This is a genomic window from Sanguibacter antarcticus (assembly GCF_002564005.1).
Lineage (GTDB): Bacteria > Actinomycetota > Actinomycetes > Actinomycetales > Cellulomonadaceae > Sanguibacter > Sanguibacter antarcticus.
The window spans coordinates 2,930,743-2,954,043 of sequence record NZ_PDJG01000001.1 but is presented as its reverse complement, the minus strand read 5'-3'; the positions used below and the strand labels follow the sequence as shown (position 1 = coordinate 2,954,043).

Here is a 23,301-nt window from a genome sequence, read left to right as displayed (position 1 = left end):
TCCTTTCGATCATCTCGACCATTCTCTCCTGCATCCTGCAGGTCAGGCACTCAGCCCTTCACAGCACCTGCGACCAGCCCGGACGTCATCTTGTTCTGCACGACAAGGAAGAACACGATGACCGGCACCGCGACGAGAAGTGCCCCGGCCATGACGCCTGGCCAGTCGATCGCGGCGTTCGACTGCGTGGTGAGCCCGCGCAGCCACAGCGGCACCGTCCGGTTCGACGGGCTCATGACCACCGTGGCGAGCGTGAACTCGTTCCACGCCTGGAGGAACGCGTACACGCCCGACGCGACGAGCCCCGGCGCGAGCAGCGGGAACGTCACGGCGAAGAACGCCCGGGTGCGACCGCACCCGTCGATCATCGCCGCCTGCTCGAGCTCCACAGGGATGCCTTCGACGAAGCCGCGGAGCATCCACACCGTGAACGGCAGCACCATCGCGACGTACACGAGCGAGAGGCCCGCGACCGAGTTGAGCAACGACCACGACTCCAGCATCTTGTACTGGGAGATGAAGAGCCCCTCGGCCGGGATCATCTGGACGATGAGGACCGTGAGGATGAAGCCCTTGCGGCCCGCGAACCGGAAGCGGCTCACCGCGAGCGCCGCGAGGAACGCGAACAGGAGCGCGATCGTCACGACGAGGAACGTCACGAGGAGGCTCAGGCGCATCGAGCTGAGGAAGCTCGAGTCGAGGACGCGGCCGAAGGCGGAGAGGTCGCCGCCGAAGGGGACGAACGTCGGTGTCGCCGACCGGACCTGCTGCGGTGTGAGGAAGGCCGAGCTGACCATCCAGTAGACGGGGAACACCCACACGAGGCTGACGAGCACCCCGAGGGTGTTGACGAGCGGGCGTCGGGTCACGGTTCCTCCTCCTTGGCGAGCTTGCGGACGTATCCGATGGTCAGGGCGAGGGTGAGCAGGAGCATGAAGGTCGCGACCGCGGACGCCATGCCGTAGTCGGACTGCCCGATGCCGAGGTTGTAGATGTACGTGCCGAGGAGATCGGTCTCACTGCGCAGCCCGCCGGCGCCCTGGAGGTAGTAGATCTGGGCGAAGACGCGCAGGTCCCAGATGACCTGCAGGAGGCTGACGACGTAGATGATCGGCATGATCGTGGGGACGAGGATGTGTCGGAAGCGCTGCCACCCGCTGGCGCCGTCGAGCTGGGCGGCCTCGAGGACCTCCTCGGACACCTGGGTGAGCGCCGCGTAGAGCGAGAAGGCCACGAACGGGACGCTCATCCACACGACGATGACGGTCGCGACGAAGTAGAAGGACAGGGGGTTGAGCAGCCACGAGTGGCCGGCGAAGCCTTCGAAGCCGGACTGGACGAGGGCCCAGTTGATGACGCCGTACTGGGTGTCGAACAGCCACTGCCACACGGTCATGGCGGCGATGACGGGCATCGCCCAGGCGAGGAGCAGGCTGGTCTGGAGCATGAGGCGCACGGGTCCGTCGAGCTTGGTCATGAGGACTGCGACCGAGGTCCCGACGATCATGGTGAGGCTGGCGTTGACCGCGCAGAACGCGATGGAGCGGGCGATGACTCCCCACACGACCGGGTCGGCGAAGAGCGCCTGGTAGTTGGCGGTCCCGACCCACTCGGGCTCGGCTGCACCGAACTGCTGGGCGAGGCCGAACTCCTGGAAGGACATGAGGAGCTGACGCACGAGCGGGTAGCCGAGCGCGAGGACGAGGACGACCGCCACGGGCAGGAGGAAGAGGTACGGCGCCAGGGCACGACGACGGCGGTTGGCGGCCGCCGTCGTCGTGCGGGCTGCGGTGGGACGAGCGACGCCGAGGGGACTGGTCAGTTCAGCGCCTTGTCGAGCGCGGCGTCGGCTGCTGCGGCCTCGGTGGCGATGTCGCCGCCCTGGGCGATCTTCGCGAAGAACTCTTCCATGATCTTGGACTGCTCGACGGCCGCCCAGCTTGCGGCAGCCGGTGTGAGCTTCGCGTTCTCCGCCGCGGCGAGGGCTGCGACGGTGAACTCGTCTTGCTCGCCGCCGCCCATGAGGCTGTTGAACGTCGAGTTCGCCGGGCCGAGCCCGTTCTCGGCGAGCATCGTCTGGTAGTCGTCGCTGTAGATGAGCTCGAGCAGCTCGAGCGACAGCTCCTGGTTGGGTGACGCCTTGGAGATGGCGATGGTGGAGCCGCCGGCGAAGACCGGTGCGGCCCCGCCGTCGACGCCGGGCAGCGCGAACGCTCCGACGTTCTCGACGAGGTCCTCGGCGATGCTCCAGCGGGCCCAGCCGGGTGCCATGAACATGGCGGCGTCGCCGTTGTTGAAGGCTGTCCACGGTTCGGCGTCTTCGCCGTCCTTGGGTGCCTTCGACACGCCGTCGTAGATCGCCTTGAGCTGTGTGAGGCCCTCGATGGACTCGGGGCTCGAGAGCGTTCCGGTCCATGTCCCGTCCTCTTGGACGGCGATGTCGCCGCCGTTGGCGAAGATCCAGCTGATGCCGTTGCGCCAGTCCTGCCCGGGGAGCCAGAAGCCCGACTGCGTGTCGGTGGTCAGCGCGGCCGCGGCGGCGTTGAACTCCGCGAGGGTCGTCGGCACGGCGATGCCGGCGGCCTCGAGCAGGTCGGTGCGGTAGAAGACGTAGCGCGAGCCCCAGTAGTACGGGACGGCGTAGACCGCGTCGTCGACGGTGCCGGCCTCGACGAAGCCCTGCGGACCGATGGCGTCGCCGCCGAGGTCGTCGAGGTGGTCGGTGAGGTCCGTGAACGCGCCGACCGACGCGAAGGTGGGCGCCTGGGTGTTGCCGATCTCGACGACGTCCGGGGTCTCGTCGGTGTTGCCGAGCGACGTCTGCAGACGCGGCAGGAGCTCGCCCCAGTCGACCCGCTCGACGGTGAGCGTGGCGTCCGTGGTCTCCTCGAACTCGGTCGTGAGCCAGTCGGTGAGCTCGACGGGCGTGTCTTCGCCCGCGAGCCAGAGCGTGATCTCGGCGTCGGCGCCTGCGTCGGCGCCGCCGGATCCTGTCGTCGAGCCGTCATTGCTGCACGCACCGAGAACGAGCGCGGCGACGGTGCCGAGCACTGCGATGGGGATGAGCTTCATCGTTTCTGTCCTTTCGAGGTGGCCGGGGGAGGCCGGGGCGGGGACCAGCTGAGTGATGAACGAACGGTGGGACAGCGGTGGGTGGAGGTGCGGACGTCGGGACGAGCGGTGGTCTAGGTGAGCGGTGGTCTAGGAGAGCCCGAGCTCTCGGCCGAGGACGTGCGCGGCGGCGCCAGCGAGGATGCCGTCGTGCCCGAGCGCGGACATCCGCACGTGGACGCGTGCGTCGCCGAAGGGACGTGTGAGCGCGACGAGGGTGGCTTCCGTCGCCTCGCAGAACGCTCCGCCGAGCAGCTCCTCGGGGCCGGACAGGACGACGTCGCGCAGGCCGAGCGCCTGGACGACGGGCGCGAGGACGCGTCCGAGCTGTCGACCTCCGGCGGCGAGCTCGGCAGCGGCGCCAGCCTGGTCGAGGCCGTGGACGCGTGCGCGCAGGCGGGGGACCGAGAGGAAGGCTTCGAGGCACCCGCGACGACCGCAGGAGCACTCGGGGCCTTCGTCGGTGCTCGGCTCGATGCCCGCAGTGGCGGCGGCGAGTGCGGCGGCCGCTGTGACGTTGACGTGGCCGATCTCGCCCGCGGTGCCGTCGGGACCGCGCAGGAGGGCGCCGTCGAGGAGGATGCCTGCGCCGACGCCGTGGCTGATCTCGACGAGGACGAGACCGGAGCCCGAGCCGTTGCCGAAGGTGTCTTCGGCGAGGGCAGCGGTGTCGGCGTCGTTGGCCACGTAGGTGTGGAACCCGAGGTCGGCCTGGAGACGTTCCTGCAGGCCGAGGTCGGTCCACCCGAGGTTGGGGGCGTGGTGCACGACGCCGTCGAGGCTGACGACGCCCGGCGTGCCGACTCCGACGCCGAGTACGCGTCCGGGTGCAGCCTCGAGGAGCCGGCCGGCGAGCGCGAGCGTCTTGAGCACGGCAGCCTCGCCGGTGTCGCCGCCGAGCGCGACCTGGGTCGTCGTCACGACGGTTCCCTCGAGGTCGTAGAGCGCCCCGCGCAGCACGGTGTCGTCGGAGAGGTCGAGGCAGACGATGTGCGCACCGGAGGCGTTCACCCCGACGAGGGTGGCCGGCTTGCCGACGTGCGAGCAGGGACGCAGCCCGAGCTCGATGACGAGCTGGTCGCCGATGAGGTCGGCGACGACGTCGGAGACGGTGACACGGGTGAGGCCGGTGAGGCGGGAGAGGTCGGCACGGCTCACCGGTCCGCCGTCGAAGAGGTGCTGGAGGACGAGGGCACGGTGGTGGATGCGGGCGTCGGAGGGCAGCATCTTCGATGCTGCCGGTCCGTTGCGCAGAACGCTGCGCCGTATGTCTGTACTGAGACTTTTGCGTGCCATATAGTAAGTACAGCGTACATACATACTCGGTGTCAACGGTGCGTCACGAGAACATCCTCAGACCTCCGACGAGACCACCTCGCCAGCCCCGACGACGAGAACGAGCACCGATGACCCTCCCTCTGCTCCCGGCCCCGCGACACCTCACGGTGATCGACCCGGGCGGCCCGCCACCCCGGCGCGAGACCCTCGACGCGCTCGCCCTCGCCCTCGCTCCCTGGGCGCCGCGCGCGTCCCGCCTCACGTCCGGGCTCACGTCCGGGCTCGCATCCGGGCTCGCATCAGGGCTCGCATCCCAGCGCGGAGCCGAGCCGGATGGTGCGGGCGCCGCTCTCCCGCCTGTCGCCTCCGCACCCCCGGCTGTCACCGCCACCCTCGACCCCACGCTCGCGAGCGAGGGCTACGAGCTGAGCATCGACCCGGCCGCCTGGGACCTGCGCGCCGGCGACGAGGCGGGCGCGTACCGCGCCGTCCAGACCCTCCACCAGGCGGTCCGCGACGGCTCGGTCCCCACGTTCTCCTGCTCGGACGCCCCCGCGTACCCGGTGCGCGGCGTGATGATCGACGTCGCCCGGCACTTCTTCCCCGTCGCGAGCATCGAGCGGATCATCGACCTCGCGTCCGCCTACCGCTTCAACGAGCTCCACCTGCACCTGTCCGACGACCAGGGCTGGCGCCTCGAGATCGCTGGTCGCCCCCTGCTCACCGCGCTCGGCGCGTCGAACGACGCCGACGGCGGCGCAGGCGGCTTCTTCACGCGCGACGACTACCGGCACCTGCAGGAGTACGCGCTCGAGCGCCACGTCGTCGTCGTCCCCGAGATCGACCTGCCCGGCCACACGCACGCCGCCCAGGTGGCCTACCCCGAGGTGAGCCCGGACGGGGCACCTCGCGAGCCCTACGCCGGGATCGAGGTCGGCTTCAGCTCCGTCCACCTCACGTCACCGGCCACGTGGGCGCTCGTCGAGGACGTCGTCGCCAGCCTCGCTCGCGACACCCTCGGCGACTACCTGCACCTCGGCGGCGACGAGACCCTCACGCTCGGCCGGGCGGAGTACCTGACCTTCATGGAACGTCTGGGCGAGGTCGTCGCCCGCCACGGGAAGAAGCTCGCCCTGTGGCAGGAGGCAGCCGGTGCGGCGCTCCCGGCAGGCACACGCCTGCAGTACTGGACGTGGGAGATCGAGACAGCGCACCTCGCCGAGGCGGCCCGCACCCAGGACGTCCGGTTCGTGGCGTCGCCGGCGAACCACGCGTACCTCGACCAGAAGTACACGGACGACTTCCCCCTCGGTCTCACGTGGGCCGGGGCTGTGAGCATCCGCGACGCCTATGCGTGGGACCCGGTCGACGAGCTGCCCGGGGTTCCGGCGGAGGCCGTCGTCGGCGTCGAGGCCTGCCTCTGGTCGGAGACCCTGCGGACCCTCGACGACCTGACGACGATGCTGCTGCCGCGCCTGCCGGCCCTCGCCGAGGTCGCGTGGGGCTCACCGAAGAACGTCGACCGCCTCGCGGCGTCGCTCGCACGGCACGGCAGATGGTGGGACGCCGCGGGTCTCGTGTTCCACCGCGATCCGTCGATCGGGTGGCACTGAGACCAGCCCCGACCGCGCAGGATCATGGTCAGACGAGCGTGCCGCCCCGGTAGACCGCGCTGACAGTGAGGGTGTCGTCGAGGACGACCACGTCACCGCGTGCCCCGACGGCGAGGCGACCGATGTCGTCGCGCCCGATGACCCCGGCAGGCACGGAGGTCGCCGCGGCGAGGGCGTCGTCGAACGGCACGCCGGCGACGAGCGTCGCGTACCGCAGCGCTGCGTCGAGAGTGAGCGTGCTGCCGGCGATCGCACCGCCCTCGCGCAGCCGGGCGACGCCGTCGAGGACGTCGACGGCGAGGCCCCCGAGCAAGTACGGGCCGTCCGCCATGCCCGTCGCAGCCATGGCGTCGGTGACGAGCGCGGTGCGCCCCGCGCCCGCGGAACGGGCGGCGTGCGCGAGCGTCAGCGGATGGAGGTGGACACCGTCCGCGATGAGCTCGACGACCGCGCGCTCGTCCTCGAGGAGGGCGAGCACAGCACCGGGCCGTCGGTGGTGCACGGGCGGCATCGCGTTGAACAGGTGCGTCGCGAGGCGCGAGCCTGCGTCCACGGCAGCGAGCGCGGTGCTCGCGTCGGCGTCGGTGTGCCCGATCGCGGCGACGGCGCCGTGCCCGACGATGCGCCGGACGGCCTCGAGCCCGCCGGTCAGCTCGGGTGCGATGGTGACGACGCGGACGACGCCGCCCGCGGCGGTGAGCAGCCTGTCGACCTCAGGGAGCGCCGGGTCGCGCAGGAGCGCGGGATCGTGCGCCCCGCGGTGCAGCGGGCTGAGCCATGGTCCTTCGAGGTGGACCCCGGCGAGGTCGCCTTGCTCGACGAGCTCGGCGAGCGCTGCGACCGCGTCGGCGAGGGTGTCGATCGGTGCGGTGACGAGGCTGGCGACGGTCGTCGTCGTGCCGTGGGAGCGGTGGTGGGCGAGTGCGCGCAGGGCGTCGTCGGCCTGGGTGCTGGAGGGTTCTGGACGTGCGCCGAAGGTCGCTCCGCCTGCGCCGTGGCAGTGGATGTCGACGAGCCCGGGCACGATCCGGCGGCCGGCGACGTCCTCGTGGGGGACGTGGTCCCACGTGTCGGGGACGTGTCCGTGGCCGAGGGCGGCGACCGTCCCGTCGACGACGACGACCCAGCCGTCGGGGTGGGAGGCGTCGGGGGCTGACGTGGGGTGAGTTCCGGTGGAGAGAACTCCGCCGTGGAGGACGATCGAGCCACGAAGAGACATGGTCTTCAGGATAGCGATCCATGGGGAACAGAGGAATTCGCTTGTTTTTGCTGTGCCTAACAGTTTTTTCTGACAAATCGTCTCGACGAATGTGTCAGCACTCTAGCGGGTGAAATTCAGCGGCGATCCAGGACGCACCGTCCTCGCTCCGTCGAAAATACTACGGCCCGCATTTTTCACCCGCTCGCCGTCTGCGCCTGAGAGGCTGTCGCGGGCACCTGTGGAGCGCTCCCTCGTCCACAGGGTCGCTGTGCGTGTCCTGAGACCTCGCCCTGAAGGGGCATGGTTGGACCACACGACGCGCACCACGAGCGACACACGGGAGACAGTCGATGAAGGACCAGACCACGACGATCGGCGCACGCTGCTTCGGCGACGGCGACGAGCTCTACGCGAGCTATCACGACACCGAGTGGGGCGTCCCGGTCCACGGCGAGCCTGAGCTGCTGGAGCGGCTCGCGCTCGAAGGCTTCCAGTCCGGGCTGTCGTGGCTCACCGTCCTGCGCAAGCGTCCGGCGTTCCGCGAGGCCTTCGCGGGCTTCGAGCCCGACGTGGTCGCCCGTTTCACGCACGACGACGTCGAGCGGCTCGTGCAGGACGCGTCGATCATCCGCAACCGGGCGAAGATCCGGGCGGTGGTCACGAACGCGCGAGCCGTCGTCGCGCTGCACGAGCAGGGACGCACGCTGGACGACCTCGTCTGGTCGCACGCCCCCGCGGAGCCCGCGAGCGAGCGACCGCCGCTGTGGATGGACGTCCCCGCGTCCACCCCGGGGTCCGTCGCCCTCGCGAAAGACCTGAAAGCGCACGGTTTTGCCTTCGTCGGGCCGATCACCGCGTACGCCACGATGCAGGCGTGCGGGCTCGTCGACGACCACCTGGTGGGGTGCCCCGTCGCACTGCGGCAGGCGGTCTGAGGAGCCGGTCGCGGCAGCATCATGTCCTGCTGCGAACCGGCCGCCCGGCAGCTACTTCATGCCGTCCAGGAGCAGGTCCCACAGGCTCTCGGTGAACGACTGGAGGCTCTCGCGGGAGTCTAGGTCCTGCGACACCTGCTGGACACCGAACCAGGCAGCCACAGAGATGAGCGTCACGCGATCCAGGTCGAGGTCGCTACGGATCTCACCGACCTCGGCAGCCTTCTCGAGGAAGTACCGCGACGTCTTGATCCAGTCGACGAACGGAGTCGGCATCTCGACGTCGATCGCGGCACGGTCCCGGACCAGACGGACAGCAGCCCGGATGTGGATGTCGTCACGGTAGGCGACGGCCACCTCGCCGGTCAGCCATCGGATCCCTTCCAGCGGACCGTTCCCTCGCGCTTCCGCCGTCGTGACCAACGGCTCCCACGAGTTGAAGTAGTTCGCGACGATCGCCCGAGCGATGTCCCCCTTGGAGGGGTAGTGGAAATAGAGCGCACCCTTGGTCAGTCCGAGCCGCTCGGCGATGTCCGCCAAGGACGCCCCGACGTACCCGTGCGCCTCGAACTCTTCAGCCGCGACCTGAAGAATTCCGGCTCGGGTCGCTGCCCGTTGATCGCTTCGACGTGACATGACTCTCCATTCTCAGGTGCCGCTCACCGCTCGGTATTATCACCGTATGACCCACGAGGCTACTTCCTGGCGCGACACGCACAACCCTACATTTGACCGACCGGTCGACCGGTCAATGGTCCATCGACGCGCCGCAGCAGAAGTTTTTCTCACCGGCGCGCACCAGATCAGCCAGCGCGAGTGGGCCTTCGACGTGCAGATCTCCCGTGGTCACGTCCTCGTCCCACCGCACACCTCCGAGATCCCGCTCACCCTGTGCATCGAGGCTCTGCGCCAGATGGGCCTCTACATGGCTCATTCCGGATACGCCATCCCGACCGACTGGGCGTTCACGCTCCAGAAGACGACCTTCGCCTGGCTCCCGGACGCCCGGGTCGCGTTCCCCGAGTTCGGGCCGCTCGAGCTGACGACCCACCTCGTCGTCACCGGCGAGACCCTGCGCAAGGGCACCGTCAGCGGGCTCGAGGCGAGCCTCGAGTTCTATGTGGGCACAGAGAAGGTCGCCGTCGGCACGGGCGAGCTGCGCTGCATCTCCCCCGTCCACTACCGGGCGCTGCGTCGCGGCGCACCGGCCCCCCACGACGTGGTGCGACGGTACGACCCGACCCCGGTGCGAGAGCTCCGAGAGACCCCCGACGGCTACCTGGGGCTCGTCGGCTACAACCACGCCAACCCCTTCTTCTTCGACCATCCCGTCGACCACGTCCCCGGGATGCTCCTCCTGCACACCATGACCCACCTGTTCGACCTCACGTTCCCGCTCCTCACCGCCCGGTCCGTCGACCTCACGTGCGACTCGTTCCCCGAGTTCGACCCACCTGTCTCCTTCCGCACGGTGCGCGGCGCCGACGGCACGACCCTCGACGTCGTCTTCTCGCAGAACGGTCGCGAGATCGCCGAAGGCCGGGTCACCGGCATCAACGCCTCCTCCATCGCGGGCGACAGCACGCTTCCAGGCATCGACGCCGGCGACCCCTCGCCCGTCGTGCAGGGGGCAGTCCTGTGACCCGGGTCGTCGTGGTCGGTGCGAGCGGCTTCATCGGCTCGCACTCCGCCCGAGCCCTCGCTGAGCGTCCAGGTGTCGTCGTCACGGCCGCGTCGCGGACACCGGTCGCCAGATCCGCAGGCACCGACGGCGCAGAGAGCACGATCGCCACGGTCGCCGTCGACCTGCTCGACCCCGCGTCGCTCGCTGGCGCATTCGTCGGTGCCGACGTCGTCGTGCACGCCGCCTCCTATGTCGGCAAGGACGCAGCACTGAGCGAGTCCACCAACATCGACGGGACGGCGAACCTCGTCGCCGCCGCGCACGACGCCGGCGTCACCCGGATCGTCTACGTGTCGACCACGTCTGTCTACGGGACCGGCCCGCACCGCGGTGTCCGCGTCGGCGACGTCCCGCCGCGCCCGGAGTCGGCTGCCAGCTCCGACCGGCACGCAGCCGAGGGGCTCGTCCGCGACGCAGGCGGCGTCGTCCTGCGCCCCAACCTCGTCTACGGTGCAGGCGACCGCTGGTTCGTGCCCGCGCTCGCGAAGCTCACCGCAGGCCTCGGCGCGACCATCGACTCCGGACGAGCCCGGATCTCGGTCGTCTCGGCCGACGACCTCGGCCGGCTCGTCGCCGCGGTCGCGCTGCACCCGGATGTCGAGAAGGGCTCGGTGCTCCACGCTGCGGCACCCGAGCCTGTCGCGATCGCCCAGATCCACGAGGCGCTCTCGGCTGCCCTCGGCATCCCGGTCCCCTCGCGGACCGTGACCGTCGAGCAGGCGCGGGCTGTGCTCGTCCCCGCCGCCGCGAGCGAGCACCAGCTCGCGCTCGTCACCCTCGACCACTGGTACGACGCCGAGCCCGCGTGGAACCTCGCCGGAGACGCGCCCGAGACAGCGTTCTCCCTGACAGAGGCACACAAGGAGTGGTATCGCCGCGCCCTCTCCTGATGGGAGGATGCACGCCATGAGCCACTCCTCGATGCTCGGCGAGGGCGAACACGTCGTCCTCGACCTGCGCACCCATGTCAAAGCCCTCCTCGGCCCGCTCGTCGTCCTCCTCCTGGCGCTGGCCGCCGTCGGGGCGGCATATGCCTTCATCCCCGGCGTCGCAGCGCAGCTGTGGCTGCAGCTCGCCGTCGTGGCCCTGGCGGTCGTCGCCGTGCTCGTCTGGGCGTTCGTCCCGTTCTTGCGGTGGAGCACGTCCCGGTACACGATCACCAACCGTCGTCTCATCACCCGCAGCGGCATCATCACCCGCACCGGCCGCGACATCCCGCTGTACCGGATCAACGACATCGCCTATGAGATGGGCCTGGTCGACCGTCTCCTCGGGTGCGGCACGCTCGTCATCTCGGACGCGACCGACAAGGCCGGTGTGGTCCTCCACGACATCCCGCGGATCGAGTCGGTCCAGCTGCAGCTCTCCGAGCTGCTCTTCGCTGCCGACGACGGCTCGGACGACGGCGAGTTCCCGCCGACCGAACCGCGTCGCGCCGCCGCCCGGTGAGCAGGTACCCGCGGGGCTGAAGAGCTCTCGGCAGGCGCTCGTCCCGGTCTCGCGCTGGACGAGCCGGTCCGTCGCCCCTCGGTTAGGGTGACCGCATGAACCGAGACGTGGGACCGGCCCTGCCGCGCACCGCGCTCGTCCTCGCCGACTCGGTGCGTGTCCTGGGAGCCCTGAGCATCCTCGTCTCGGCCGTCTGGTTCGGGCCCGTCGAGATAGCGCTCTTCCTCCTCGTGCTTCTCGGCCTGCTCGTGCCGCGCGTGCTCGTCCTGCCGCTCGCGCTCGACCTCGCACTGGGGACCACCCTCCTCGCCGGTGGCTGGTTCGCGGTCTTCGACGTCTTCGAGGTCGTCGGGCCGCTCGATCTCGTGGTGCACTTCGTGGCGAACGGTCTGCTCGCAGTGACGACGTACCTCCTGCTCGTGCGGTTCCACGCCGTCCCAGACCCGAGCGACGGCGCCCTGGCGCACCACCGCACCGGCGTGGTCGTCATGACCACGGCCCTCGGCGCGATGCTCGGGGTGCTCTGGGAGCTCGGCGAGTGGGCGGGCCACACCTACTTCGACGACGGGATCAACGTGGGATACGAGGACACGCTCGGAGACCTCGTCTCGGGTGCTGCCGGTTCGCTGCTCGGCGGGATCCTGCTCGTCGTGCTCGCGACGAGCGTGCACACCCGGACCGCGGACCGGTCGTTGACCAAGGAGTCCGCATGATCCGCCTGTCGGTCATCGTCCCTGTGCTCGACGACGCCCCCCACCTGGAACGGTGCCTCCAGCTCCTCGCCAGCCAGACGCTCGCCCCGTCCGAGATCGTCGTCGTCGACAACGGCTCGAGCGACGACAGCGTCGCTGTCGCGACACGGCACGGCGCCCGCGTGGTGCACGAGCCGCTGCGCGGCATCCCGTCGGCGGCCGCGCGGGGATACGACGCGGCGACCGGCGACGTCATCGTCCGGTGCGACGCCGACACCCGCCCACCTGCCGACTGGCTCGAGCGCGTGCACCGCGTGTTCACCGAGGACCCGTCGTTGTCGGCGCTCACCGGTCCGGGCCGCTTCTACGACCTGCCGCCGGTGCGAGGCTGGGTCGCGCGCGTCTTCTACATGCGCGGGTACTACTGGGGCATCCACGCGGCGCTGGCCGGCGTCCCGCTGTGGGGGTCCAACATGGCGCTCAGCGCGTCGTGCTGGGAGAGCGTCCGGGAGCGTGTGCACCGCACCGACCCGATGGTCCACGACGACATCGACCTGAGCTTCCAGCTCGACCCGACGATGCGTGTCCGGTACGACCGCGAGCTCGTCGTCGGGGTCGCCGGCCGGACCTTCGCGAGCCCGGCGGCGTTCCGGCGACGCTTCACCTGGGCGTTCCACACGTTGTCGGTCAACTGGCGGACCAGCCCGCCGTGGGAGCGCTGGCGCGCCCGCTTCACCCGTCCTCGGTCCGGTGCGTCGCCCGCCGGACCTGCGGCCACCGAGCCCTGACCCCACGTGGCGTAGCGTGCCTGCCATGCCTGAGTCCATCGCGGCGGCCTCTGCCGCACCCGCCGACGTCGCCGTCACCGACGTCGCTGTCACCGACGTCGCTGTCGCTGTCGTCCCTGGCGCTGTCGTCCCTGGCGCTGTCGCACAGCACAGGACGGTCACGGAGCGGCTGAACTCGTGGCTCAACGACCCGGCCGAGCCTCTCTGGGAGCGTCCGCGCCCGACCCGCACGGAGCAGCGGAACGATCTCTACGGCGCTCTCGCCCTCGCCGTCGTCGCCCTCGTGGCGCTCGTCATGTCGAAGAGCATGAGCGAGGCCCCTGCCGACGAGAGCACGTGGGAGGCGTACGCAGCCACCGTCGTGATGGTCGCCCCGCTCGCGGTCCGCCGCCGGTTCCCGCTCGCCGTGCTGCTCCTGTCGAGCGCGCTCTTCCTCGGCCTCAGCTACCTGGCGCCGTCCGCTGCGTACACGATCTCCTTCCAGGTCGCCTACTTCGCGGCGCTCTACGCTGCGGTCGCGTGGGCTCCCGAGCGCCGCATGCTGTGGATCGCGATGGGGCTCGTGCTCTTGACGATGACGCTCTGGCTCGTCATCACGTTCACGCTCGCGTCGGGGTACAGCGACCTGCTGCCGGCAGGCGTGGACGACCTCGCCGGACCGGTCGCCCCGCTCACGGCGGCGGTCGTCTATACGTCGATCGTCAATCTTGCGTACTTCGGCGGTGCGATCGCGGCCGGTCGCGCGTCGTGGCGCAGCGCGCTCCAGCGCGAGCGGCTCGCTCAGCAGGCAGACCGCATCCGGGAGCAGTCGGACGAGCTGGCCCGGCGCGCTGTCGTCGACGAGCGGCTGCGCATCGCCCGCGAGCTGCACGACGTCGTCGCGCACCACGTCTCGGTCATCGGTGTGCAGGCAGGCGCAGCCCGCACGGTCCTGACGCGCGACCCAGACGCTGCGTCGGACGCGTTGCGGACCATCGAGTCCTCGAGCCGTCAGGCCGTCGGCGACATGCGCTCCCTCCTCGGTGTCCTGCGCAGCGAGACCGACACCGACCGCCCGTCCGGACCGCAGCGCGCGCCCGAGCCGGGGCTCGCCGACCTCGACGAGCTCGCTGAGGTCCACCGCGCCGCTGGTCTCGACGTGGTCGTCACCGTCGTCGAAGGTGCGGGGCCCGTGTCCGCGGTGCCCGGACCGGTCTCGCTGTCGCTCTTCCGCACCGTCCAGGAGTCGCTGTCCAACGTCGCGCGGCACTCGACCGCGCGGCACGTCAGGCTGAGCGTCCGGACCGGCTCCGGTCCGTCGCTCGCGCAGCCGACCGACCCGGCGACCGATCCAGCAGGCACCGCACCTGTGCACCCGTGGGTCGAGGTCGAGGTCGTCGACGACGGGCATCCGCGGTCAGGCACAGCCGGATCAGGCTATGGGCTGCGTGGCATCCGCGAGCGCGTCCACCTCCATCACGGCGAGGCCGAGATCGGTCCGCGCCAGGCAGGCTCCGGGTGGCGCGTGCGTGTCCGGCTGCCGATGACGTCCCCGACCGAGAGGTATCACTCATGACCGTGCCCGCTGCTCCGACGAGCGGTGCGCTCCCCGGCACGCCGGCTCCGGTCCGGGTCCTGATCGTCGACGACCATGCTCTGGTCCGGTCGGGTTTCGCGATGGTCCTGTCTGTCGAGGAGGACATCGAGGTGGTGGGGCAGGCTGCCAACGGCGAGGAGGCGTTGGCCGCGCTGATGGTCTGTCCTGCCGACGTGGTGCTCATGGACGTGCAGATGCCGGTCATGGACGGGATCGCCGCGACGCAGGAGATCGTGGCGCGCGGCCTCGCGAAGGTCGTCATCCTCACGACCTTCGACCGGGACGACTACCTGTTCGACGCTCTTGCGGCCGGTGCGAGCGGGTTCTTGCTCAAGAACGCTGACCCGAGCGACCTGGTCGAGGCGGTGCACGCTGTGGCGGAGGGGCACGCGCTGCTCGCGCCGGAGGCGACGCTCAAGGTGATCTCGCGGCTCGTGCAGCCTCCTCGGCCGGGGGACGTGGTCGGTCGGTCATCGGCTCCCGCGCCTGTCGTCGTGCGGTCAGGGACGAGCAGGGCTCCGAGCGCCGCGGCGCTGCTCACACCGCGGGAGCTCCAGGTGCTCGAGGTCCTCGCCGAGGGCCTGTCCAACGCCGAGATCGCGGCTCGGCTGTACCTCGGCGAGTCGACGGTCAAGACCCACGTGTCGAACATCCTGGCCAAGACGGACTCCCGGGACCGGGTCCAGGCCGTGATCTTCGCGTACCGCCACGGTCTCCAGCGCGAGCTCGGCCGGTCGGCGGGCTGACCTCCCCCCTGAGGAGGAGCCCCGACCGCTCGGCGGACCCGGCACGGGACCCGCGGCAGCACCGTTCCCCCTGACGGGGGAGTTGCGCGGGCGCCTCCGTCCCTAGGCTGAGCGTGACGGAAGGTAGGGCAGACGATGACGCACGACGCACCCTCGCTCGAGGTGAGGAACCTGACCCGGCGCTTCGGGGAGACGACGGCGGTGGACGATGTCTCGTTCACGGTCGAGCCCGGACGCATGACGGGGTTCGTCGGTGCCAACGGCGCCGGCAAGACGACGACGATGCGCATGATCATGGGCGTCCTGACCGTCCACGGCGGCGAGGTCCTCTGGGGCGGGCGTCCGATCGCGCTCACGGACCGCACGCGCTTCGGCTATATGCCGGAAGAGCGGGGGCTCTACCCGAAGCAGGGCATCGTCGACCAGCTGACGTACCTCGGCCAGCTGCGCGGCATGACGCGCAAGGACGCCGCATCGGAGGCGACGCGCATGCTCGAGCGCTTCGGTCTCGGCGACCGGCTCAAGGACAAGCTCGAGTCGTTGTCGCTCGGCAACCAGCAGCGCGTGCAGATCACCGCGTCCCTGCTGCACCGTCCGACGGCGCTCGTCCTCGACGAGCCGTTCTCGGGCCTCGACCCCGTGGCGGTCGACTCGATGGTCGACCTTCTCCGGGACCGTCTGCGCGAGGGAGTCCCGGTGCTCTTCTCGAGCCACCAGCTCGATCTCGTCGACCGGTTGTGCGACTCGCTCGTCGTCTTGTCGGACGGCAAGGTCATGGCGTCCGGGACGAGCGCGCAGCTGCGGTCGCGCGGGCCACGTCAGTTCTCCATCACGACGGCGCCCGACGCGGGCTGGCTGCGCGGCGTGCCCGGAGTTCGTGTCGTCGACGTGGACGGCCCCCACGCTGTCCTCGAGCTCGACGACGAGGGCGCGCAGCAGCGGGTCCTCCAGGAGGCCGTCGGTCGGGGGCTGAGCGAGTTCACGCCGATCGTCGCGTCGTTGTCGGACATCTACCGGGAGGTCACACGATGAGCAGCACGACGCAGAGCACGACCAGGGTGACGCTGCCTGCCGGGCCTGTGCGCGCGCCGGAGGACGACATGCCCGCGGTGAAGAACCCGTGGCTCGTCGTCATGGTCCGCGAGATCATGGTGAAGCTCACGGACCGGAACTTTCTCCTCTCGACCGGGCTGACTCTCGTCCTCATCATCGGGGGTGTGGCGGTGTCCGGGTTCCTCGGGAGCAGGACGTCGGACTACACGGTCGCTGTGAGCTCGGGGGAGGCTCGCGAGCTCGTCGCCGGCGGCGCGGTCACGATCGAGGCGGACGACTCCGGCGACACGCTCACAGCAGAGGATGTTTCCGACGAGGTCGCTGCACGGCAGGCTGTCCGCGACGGGGACGTCGATGCGGCGCTCGTCGCCGGCACGGACGGGTGGGTCGTCGTCGGGCTGGACGAGGTGGACGGCACGTTGTCCTCCGCGCTCGCGCAGAGCGTCTCGACCTCGGTCCTCTCCGCGAACGCACAGGCCGCGGGCACCACCGTCGAGGCGCTCACCGCGGGGTCGGAGGTCACGACCGAGCTGCTCGAGAGCAGCGAGCAGAACGAGGCGATCAAGTCGGCGGTCGGCTTCGTGTTCGCGTTCCTCTTCTACATGGCGGCGATCATCTTCGGCATGGCGATCGCCAACTCGGTCCTCGAGGAGAAGCAGAACCGCGTGGTGGAGATCCTCGCGACGGCGATCCCGATCCGTCAGCTCCTCTACGGCAAGGTCATCGGCAACTCGATCCTCGCGTTCGCGCAGATCGCCGTGTTCGCGGTCGTCGCGCTCGTCGCGGTCAACGTCACGGGCGTCGCGTCAGACCTCGGCTGGTTGCTCGGGGCGTCGGGATGGTTCATCGCGTTCTTCGTCGTCGGCTTCACGGCGCTGGCTGCGGTGTGGGCGGTCCTCGGTTCGCTCGCGAGCCGCAGCGAGGACCTGCAGTCCAACACGGGGCCGATCACGACAGTCATCATGGTCGCCCTGTTCGTCGGCCTCTTCGCCGACGGCGTGTGGTTGACGGTCGCCAGCTATGTGCCGGTGATCTCGTCGATCGCGATGCCGATCAGGATGCTCGACGGCGACGTGCCGCTGTGGGAGCCGTTGATCGCGCTCGGCCTGAGCATGCTCGCTGCCTACGCCCTGCTCCGTCTGGGCGAGCGTGTCTACCAGCGGGCCGTCATGCAGGGAGGCACGGCGCTCAAGTGGCGCCAGGCTCTCAAGGTCGAGATCTGACCTGACGCCGCTCGTCACCCGACCGTCCCACCCTATGAGCAGAGTGTTGCTCATAGGGTGGATGCGTCTTACGCTGGATCAACCATCCAGAGCGGTCGAGAGTCCTGGCTCGTCGACGCCGCAGCAACCCCCCACAATGGAAGCCTCCTGAGGGTGCGGGTGCTAACGCCAGGTCCGATGGAGCGACCCATGACGGCTTCCCGCACTGCACCGACCACCCTTCAGCGACCCGCCGCACGCCAGCGTCCGACCGTGTCGTTCGAGCTCATGCCCCCGCGCAACCCCGACGCGGCCCCGAAGTTCTGGGCGACCGCAGAACGGCTCGTCGCCGCGCGTCCCGACTTCATCTCGGTGACGTACGGCGCCGCAGGCACGGACCGCAACACCGCCCGGACCGTCGTCAGCCGCCTCATCCAGCACACCCCGGTGCTGCCGATCGCCCACCTGACCTGCGTCGGGGCGTCGCGCAACAACGTCGCCGAGGTGATCGACGAGTTTCTCGCCGAGGGCGTGCGCAGCTTCCTCGCGCTGCGCGGCGACCCGCCGGCGGATCAGCCAGACTGGGAGCCGCACCCCGAGGGCGTGCACTCCTCCGACGAGCTCGTCGCCCTCCTGCGCGAGGTCGAGGCCGGCCGCTGCGCGTCGAACCCGTCGACCGCGCTGCGCTCGGCCGCCCACCCGCTGACGATCGCGGTCGCCACGTTCCTCGACGGCAACCACGCTGCTGGGACCACCCGGAGCCAGGAGGTCGCGCGCCTGCTGCAGAAGCAGGAGGCAGGCGCGGACTTCGCGATGACCCAGCTCTTCTACCAGCCCGAGTCGTACGTCGACTTCGTCGCGGAGGCGCGCGACGCCGGCGTGACGCTCCCCATCCTCGCGGGCATCCTGCCGATGACCGACCCGGCCCGCCTCGCGCGGGTCGAGGCGCTCACCGGCGTCCCCGCGCCGTCGGCCCTCGTCCGAGACCTCGAAGCCGTCTCGGACCCGGCCGCACGCCACAGACTCGGCATCCGGGCGAGCGTCGAGCTCGCCGGTGCCGTCCTCGCAGCCGGAGCCCCGGGCCTGCACATCTATACGTTCAACAAGCACGAAGCCGCACTTGACCTGCTCGAGGGCGTACACCTCGGCGGCGGACAGACGACCGGGGTCCTCCCCGGCGCCGGTCCGGACCTGGCCAGCGGGCCGTGGGTCGGCGCATCCCCGCACACCACTCCGCTCATCGCGGCAACTCACTAGGGATGACCATGACGACACCTCAGGGGCACAGCTCTGCCCAGCACGATGCGACACTTCCGACCTTTCCGGCAGGAACCATCCTCGGCTACCCCCGGATCGGCCCACGACGCGAGCTCAAGAGGGCGGTCGAGTCCTTCTGGGCGGGCCGCATCGACGAGGCCGAGCTCGAGACCACGGCCGCCACGCTGCGCGCAGCGACGCGCGACCGGCTCGTCGCCCTCGGCCTGCGCGCCGACGACGCGTCGGTCCCCGGCTCCTTCTCCTTCTACGACCAGGTGCTCGACGCCGCGGTCACGGTCGGCGCCGTCCCGGCCCGGTTCGCCTCCCTCCAGGACGACGACGGGACCCTCGACCTCGCGGGCTACTTCACCGTGGCGCGCGGCGCGGGCGACGACGCCCCGCTCGAGATGACCAAGTGGTTGGACACGAACTACCACTACCTCGTCCCCGAGATCGGCCCAGAGACGGCGTTCCGGCTCGCCTCGGACCGCATCGTCCGTGAGTTCGTCGAGGCCCAGGCCGCAGGCGTGACCACCCGACCCGTGATCGTCGGCCCGGTCACCTTCCTCCTGCTGAGCAAGCCGTCAGACGTCGCGCCCACCGGCTTCCAGCCGCTCGCGCGCCTCGCCGACCTCCTCCCGGTCTACGCCGAGCTGCTCCGTTCGCTCGCTGCCGCCGGCGCCCCGTGGGTCCAGCTCGACGAGCCAGGTCTGGTGACCGACACGATCGACGTCCCGCTCGACGAGGTGCACGCCGCCCTCACAGAGGCGTACCGCGCGCTCGCCACGGAGCTGCCGCGCGGCGAGCGTCCGGCCATCCTCGTGGGTGCGCCGTTCGGCGATCTCCAGGACGCGCTCCCGGTCCTCGCCGCCACGGACGTCGAGGCGATCGCGATCGACCTCGTCAAGGGTTCAGCGCCGACAGGTCCCGTCGCAGGGCTGGAGACGAAGACGCTCGTCGGCGGCGTCATCGACGGCCACAACATCTGGCGCGCCGACCTCTCGGCGAAGCTCGAGATCCTCGAACAGCTCGAGGGCCTCGGCGCGGCCGCGGTCGCCGTCGGCACGTCGACGTCGCTCCAGCACGTCCCGCACGACGCGGACGACGAGCCAGACCTCGACCCGCTGCTGCGGTCGTGGCTCGCGTTCGCCGACCAGAAGGTCGTCGAGGTCGTCACGCTCGCCCAGGGCCTGGCCGAGGGACGCGAGTCGGTCCACGCGGCTCTTCTCGACGCGAGCGACGCCGTCGCCAGCCGCGCCCAGGCCGCGGGGGTCGTCGACACCGCGGTCCGTGCCCGCACCGCCGCACTGAAGGACGCCGACTTCCACCGCGGGTCCGTCGAGGACCGCCGCACCGCGCAGACCGCCCGGCTCGGCCTCCCGCTCCTGCCGACCACGACGATCGGGTCGTTCCCGCAGACCGTCGAGATCCGCAAGGCACGCGCCGCGCACGCGAAGGGCGACCTGTCGCTCGAGGCGTACGAGGACGAGATGCGCGCAGAGATCGGTCGCGTGGTCGACCTCCAGGAGGAGATCGGGATCGACGTCCTCGTCCACGGCGAGGCCGAGCGCAACGACATGGTCCAGTACTTCGCCGAGCTGCTCGACGGGTTCGCGGTGACGCGCAACGGCTGGGTCCAGTCCTACGGGTCCCGTTGCACGCGTCCGTCCATCCTCTGGGGCGACGTCTCGCGCCCGGCTCCGATGACGGTCCGCTGGACGCAGTACACGCAGTCGCTCACGGCCAAGCCCGTCAAGGGGATGCTCACCGGGCCGGTGACGATCATGGCGTGGTCGTTCGTCCGGGACGACATCCCCCTCGGGGAGACGGCCAACCAGATCGGCCTCGCCCTGCGCGACGAGATCGCCGACCTCGAGGCCGCGGGCATCGCGATCATCCAGGTCGACGAGCCGGCGCTCCGGGAGCTCCTGCCGCTGCGGCGCGCGGACCAGCAGGCGTACCTCGACTGGTCGGTCGGCTCGTTCACGCTCGCGACCGCGGGGGTGCGCCCGGACACGCAGATCCACACGCACCTGTGCTACTCGGAGTTCGGCGAGGTCATCGGTGCGATCGACGCTCTCGACGCGGACGTCACCTCGATCGAGGCGGCCCGGTCGCGCATGGAGATCCTGCCGGAGCTCTCCGCGTCAGGCTTCGCCCGCGGGGTCGGCCCGGGGGTCTACGACATCCACTCGCCGCGCGTGCCCTCCCAGGAGGAGGTCACCGATCTTCTCGAGCTCGCGGTGAAGTCCGTGGACCCGGCTCTCGTGTGGGTCAACCCGGACTGCGGGCTCAAGACGCGCGGTTACGCCGAGACGACACCGTCTCTGCAGCACCTCGTCGCGGCGGCCCGCACCGTGCGCGAGCAGCTCGCCTGAACAGGCAGGGTCACGCGCACGTGACCGCATACGACGCGCAGCAGGTCTGAGGCCTGCTCCCCGAGCGGCGCTCCTCCGAGCGGCGCTCGGGGAGCGTCGCTGCTCGGCTCAGTGCCCGCGCTCGGCCCGGTACTGCGCGACGAGCTTGCGCTGGTGCTCGTCGAGCTCGGACCGTGAGTCGAGGTGAGCCGTCTCGCTCCGGGCGGTGCCGACGCGGGGCACGGCGGCCGTCGACGTCTTGACGGTGGGGACCGAGCTCGTCGCCGGGCGTGCGTGCCGCTGGGTCGCGCCGCTCGTCTCGGAGCCCTGCTTCGGGGTCTGGCGTGCGTTCTTCAGCGCCGACGCCGGGAACTCCGACCCCGCGAGACGGGTCCATCGGGCGAAGACCAGCGTCTCGTCGGCGATCTTGTCGATCGCTGCCGCAGCCCTGACTGCTGCGGTGCACAGGCAGAGGACGGCGATGAGGAAGAGCGCACCGATCCCGAAGGCCGCCATGAGGAGCATGCGGTCGTCGACCAGGTCGGGCAGCGGATCTTCGATCGCGACGAAGGTCAGTCCACCGCCCGCGACCACTGTCACGAACAGTAGGCCGAGACCGATGCCAAGGATCCGTGCAGACCGTTTCACTGACGACTCCTGTCGCGTCGCCACGTGCGTGGCGGCCTAGATGGCGTCCGTGCGGGTGAAGTTCCCGCTCTGGTGTTGTGTAACGAAATGCTAACGCCAACACTGAAAGATTGGAAGACTTCGGTCAAGACTGCTCAGGATCTCGGCCCTGGCGCAGGGTGTCGGCCAGTGTCTCGACCCATGTCTCGACCTCGGCTCGGGACCTCAGCCGGACGAGCACGACGTGAGGTGCCTCGTCGTCCAGGCGACGGTCCAGCCCGTCGAGCGCGTGCCGCGTGGTCCAGGCCCAGTCGACGATGTTCCCGTCCCCTCGGCGCAGGAGCCTCCACAGCGGGCCCTCGACGTTCCCGTTCCAGAGGACCTCGCGCCGGACGCTGCGCCGCACGGTCCGGGTGACCACCTGACGCATGACGGTCCAGACCGGGAGGTCGAGCCAGACGAGCACCTCGGCACGCTCGAGCACGAGCGGCCGTGCGGCCTGGTACCCCCACTCCGTCACCCACGCGTCCTGCGCGACGAGCGCGGTGACGTCCGCGACGAACGCGTCCCGCGGCACCCAGCCCGGCCCGTGGTAGAGCCCGTCCATCTCCGTGAACGGTGCACCGAGGACGGCGGAGATCCGGCGTGCGAGGGTCGTCTTGCCCGATCCTGACGTCCCGGCGACAGTGATGCGGGACGGCCGCACCGGCAGGGGATCGTGAGGACCGAGTGAGAGCACGGGCGATTTTACCAATCTGGGCGATAGTCTGGAAGCATGCGCGAAGCCGTGAACGACGCAGAGACCACGCCCGCCGACGGGGCTGGTTCCCCGATCAAGGTGACGCTCTCGAGCGCTTCCGTGTACCCGCGCAAGGTCGCGTACGCGTTCCAGCTCGCGGCCGAGCTCGGGTACGACGGCATCGAGATCATGGTGTGGTCGGACTCCACCACCCAGGACGACAACGCGCTCACCCACCTCGCTGCGGAGTTCGGCGTCGAGATCCGGAGCGTCCACGCGCCGACGCTCCTCGTGAGCCAGAACGTCTGGGGCGGCAAGCCCGGACCGAAGCTCGCGAAGGCGGTCGACATGGCGCACTCGCTGGGCGCGAGCACCGTCGTGGTGCATCCTCCTTTTGCGTGGCAGCGCAAGTACGCCCGGACGTTCGTCGACCAGGTGCAGCAGCTCACCGACGAGTCGGGGCTGACGGTGGCGGTCGAGAACATGTACCCGTGGCGCAGCAAGCGTCGTGACTACGGTGCCTACCTCCCAGGATGGGATCCGACGGAGCACGCGTACGACGCGGTGACCCTCGATCTCTCTCACGCGTCGACGGCTCGCCAGGACAGCCTCGAGATGACGAAGGCTTTCGGCGACCGTCTGCGTCACGTGCACCTCACCGACGGTTCTGGGTCCAACAAGGACGAGCACCTCGTGCCGGGACGGGGCACACAGCCCTGCCGGGAGGTGCTGCAGCACCTTGCGCAGAGCGGGTGGTCTGGTGACGTGGTCGTCGAGATCGGGACCCGCAAGGCACGCACCGCGGCGGAACGCCGCGAAGACGTGGCGACGTCGCTCGCGTTCGCCAGGACCTACCTGACGCTCGGCGAGCACCCCGACATCACCGTGCCGCCGGCCCACCACCGCCCAGCAGACGCCTGGTAGCGGGGAGCAGGCGCCCGCTGGTCCGGGATCTCAGGTGAGCAAGGGATAATCGGAGACGTGTCTTCCACG

The 23,301-nt window shown here is 70.3% G+C and carries 22 protein-coding genes and 1 riboswitch; of the genes, 14 read left to right on the top strand and 8 right to left on the bottom strand.

Annotation, left to right across the window (positions count from 1 at the left end; genetic code table 11):
- Window positions 1–50: 50 nt before the first annotated feature.
- The 4 genes from ATL42_RS13370 to ATL42_RS13355 form a co-directional block, all read right to left on the bottom strand.
- Window positions 51–869 (bottom strand): carbohydrate ABC transporter permease, encoded by an 819-nt coding sequence (locus tag ATL42_RS13370; protein ID WP_342748135.1) that lies wholly within the window; start codon window positions 867–869, stop codon window positions 51–53.
- Window positions 866–1,717, bottom strand: coding sequence for a carbohydrate ABC transporter permease (locus tag ATL42_RS13365; RefSeq protein WP_342748133.1), 852 nt, complete (start codon window positions 1,715–1,717; stop codon window positions 866–868). The genes ATL42_RS13370 and ATL42_RS13365 overlap by 4 nt, the downstream gene beginning before the upstream one ends.
- 101 nt (window positions 1,718–1,818) lie before the next feature.
- A complete protein-coding gene (locus tag ATL42_RS13360) occupies window positions 1,819–3,072 on the bottom strand; it encodes an extracellular solute-binding protein (RefSeq protein ID WP_098455776.1) in 1,254 nt (417 codons plus the stop codon).
- Between the two features lie 129 nt (window positions 3,073–3,201).
- Window positions 3,202–4,338: an ROK family protein gene (locus ATL42_RS13355; protein WP_245862562.1), complete on the bottom strand. Its 1,137-nt coding sequence runs from the start codon at window positions 4,336–4,338 to the stop codon at window positions 3,202–3,204.
- A gap of 179 nt (window positions 4,339–4,517) precedes the next feature.
- Here ATL42_RS13355 and ATL42_RS13350 point away from each other — a divergent pair, with 179 nt between their 5' ends.
- On the top strand, window positions 4,518–6,002 hold the full coding sequence (locus tag ATL42_RS13350; protein WP_098455774.1) for a family 20 glycosylhydrolase: 1,485 nt from the start codon (window positions 4,518–4,520) through the stop codon (window positions 6,000–6,002).
- Window positions 6,003–6,030: 28 nt separating this feature from the next.
- Here the strand turns inward: ATL42_RS13350 and nagA are convergent, their stop codons facing one another.
- Window positions 6,031–7,221, bottom strand: a complete 1,191-nt coding sequence (nagA, locus tag ATL42_RS13345; RefSeq protein ID WP_098455773.1) for an N-acetylglucosamine-6-phosphate deacetylase — start codon at window positions 7,219–7,221, stop codon at window positions 6,031–6,033.
- Between the two features lie 332 nt (window positions 7,222–7,553).
- Between nagA and ATL42_RS13340 the strand changes: the two genes are divergently transcribed.
- On the top strand, window positions 7,554–8,138 hold the full coding sequence (locus ATL42_RS13340) for a DNA-3-methyladenine glycosylase I (RefSeq protein WP_098455772.1): 585 nt from the start codon (window positions 7,554–7,556) through the stop codon (window positions 8,136–8,138).
- A 51-nt stretch (window positions 8,139–8,189) separates the two neighbouring features.
- On the opposite strand, the gene ATL42_RS13335 is transcribed toward ATL42_RS13340, so the two are convergent.
- Window positions 8,190–8,774, bottom strand: coding sequence for a ScbR family autoregulator-binding transcription factor (locus tag ATL42_RS13335; RefSeq protein ID WP_098455771.1), 585 nt, complete (start codon window positions 8,772–8,774; stop codon window positions 8,190–8,192).
- A 46-nt stretch (window positions 8,775–8,820) separates the two neighbouring features.
- On the opposite strand from ATL42_RS13335, the gene ATL42_RS13330 reads away from it, so the two are divergent.
- From ATL42_RS13330 to metE, 11 genes are all read left to right on the top strand, one after another.
- Window positions 8,821–9,780: an AfsA-related hotdog domain-containing protein gene (locus ATL42_RS13330; RefSeq protein WP_169925437.1), complete on the top strand. Its 960-nt coding sequence runs from the start codon at window positions 8,821–8,823 to the stop codon at window positions 9,778–9,780.
- Window positions 9,777–10,712: an NAD-dependent epimerase/dehydratase family protein gene (locus tag ATL42_RS13325; protein ID WP_169925436.1), complete on the top strand. Its 936-nt coding sequence runs from the start codon at window positions 9,777–9,779 to the stop codon at window positions 10,710–10,712. Before ATL42_RS13330 ends, ATL42_RS13325 begins: the two co-directional genes overlap by 4 nt.
- 16 nt (window positions 10,713–10,728) lie before the next feature.
- Entirely contained in the window at window positions 10,729–11,271 is a 543-nt protein-coding gene (locus ATL42_RS13320; protein WP_098455769.1) for a PH domain-containing protein, read from the top strand.
- 95 nt (window positions 11,272–11,366) lie between these two features.
- Window positions 11,367–11,984 (top strand): DUF2238 domain-containing protein, encoded by a 618-nt coding sequence (locus ATL42_RS13315; RefSeq protein WP_211281826.1) that lies wholly within the window; start codon window positions 11,367–11,369, stop codon window positions 11,982–11,984.
- Entirely contained in the window at window positions 11,981–12,751 is a 771-nt protein-coding gene (locus ATL42_RS13310; protein WP_098455768.1) for a glycosyltransferase family 2 protein, read from the top strand. The genes ATL42_RS13315 and ATL42_RS13310 overlap by 4 nt, the downstream gene beginning before the upstream one ends.
- Before the next feature lie 25 nt (window positions 12,752–12,776).
- Window positions 12,777–14,306 (top strand): sensor histidine kinase, encoded by a 1,530-nt coding sequence (locus ATL42_RS13305; protein WP_098455767.1) that lies wholly within the window; start codon window positions 12,777–12,779, stop codon window positions 14,304–14,306.
- A complete protein-coding gene (locus tag ATL42_RS13300; RefSeq protein ID WP_098455766.1) occupies window positions 14,303–15,073 on the top strand; it encodes a response regulator in 771 nt (256 codons plus the stop codon). Before ATL42_RS13305 ends, ATL42_RS13300 begins: the two co-directional genes overlap by 4 nt.
- Before the next feature lie 135 nt (window positions 15,074–15,208).
- Window positions 15,209–16,105, top strand: coding sequence for an ABC transporter ATP-binding protein (locus ATL42_RS13295; protein ID WP_098455765.1), 897 nt, complete (start codon window positions 15,209–15,211; stop codon window positions 16,103–16,105).
- Window positions 16,102–17,349, top strand: a complete 1,248-nt coding sequence (locus ATL42_RS13290) for an ABC transporter permease (protein ID WP_245862560.1) — start codon at window positions 16,102–16,104, stop codon at window positions 17,347–17,349. The genes ATL42_RS13295 and ATL42_RS13290 overlap by 4 nt, the downstream gene beginning before the upstream one ends.
- Window positions 17,350–17,428: 79 nt before the next feature.
- Window positions 17,429–17,533: riboswitch (SAM riboswitch) on the top strand.
- Between the two features lie 5 nt (window positions 17,534–17,538).
- Window positions 17,539–18,585, top strand: a complete 1,047-nt coding sequence (locus tag ATL42_RS13285) for a methylenetetrahydrofolate reductase (RefSeq protein WP_169925435.1) — start codon at window positions 17,539–17,541, stop codon at window positions 18,583–18,585.
- An 8-nt stretch (window positions 18,586–18,593) separates the two neighbouring features.
- Window positions 18,594–20,963: a 5-methyltetrahydropteroyltriglutamate--homocysteine S-methyltransferase gene (gene metE, locus ATL42_RS13280; RefSeq protein WP_425443201.1), complete on the top strand. Its 2,370-nt coding sequence runs from the start codon at window positions 18,594–18,596 to the stop codon at window positions 20,961–20,963.
- 108 nt (window positions 20,964–21,071) lie between these two features.
- Here metE and ATL42_RS13275 read toward each other — a convergent pair whose 3' ends face one another.
- The gene (locus ATL42_RS13275; protein WP_143556769.1) at window positions 21,072–21,590 is read right to left on the bottom strand and encodes a hypothetical protein; all 519 of its coding nucleotides are present in this window, start codon (window positions 21,588–21,590) and stop codon (window positions 21,072–21,074) included.
- Window positions 21,591–21,714: 124 nt separating this feature from the next.
- Window positions 21,715–22,308, bottom strand: coding sequence for a P-loop NTPase family protein (locus tag ATL42_RS13270; protein WP_098455761.1), 594 nt, complete (start codon window positions 22,306–22,308; stop codon window positions 21,715–21,717).
- A gap of 36 nt (window positions 22,309–22,344) precedes the next feature.
- Here ATL42_RS13270 and ATL42_RS13265 point away from each other — a divergent pair, with 36 nt between their 5' ends.
- A complete protein-coding gene (locus ATL42_RS13265; RefSeq protein ID WP_098455760.1) occupies window positions 22,345–23,232 on the top strand; it encodes a sugar phosphate isomerase/epimerase family protein in 888 nt (295 codons plus the stop codon).
- Window positions 23,233–23,301 lie beyond the last annotated feature (69 nt).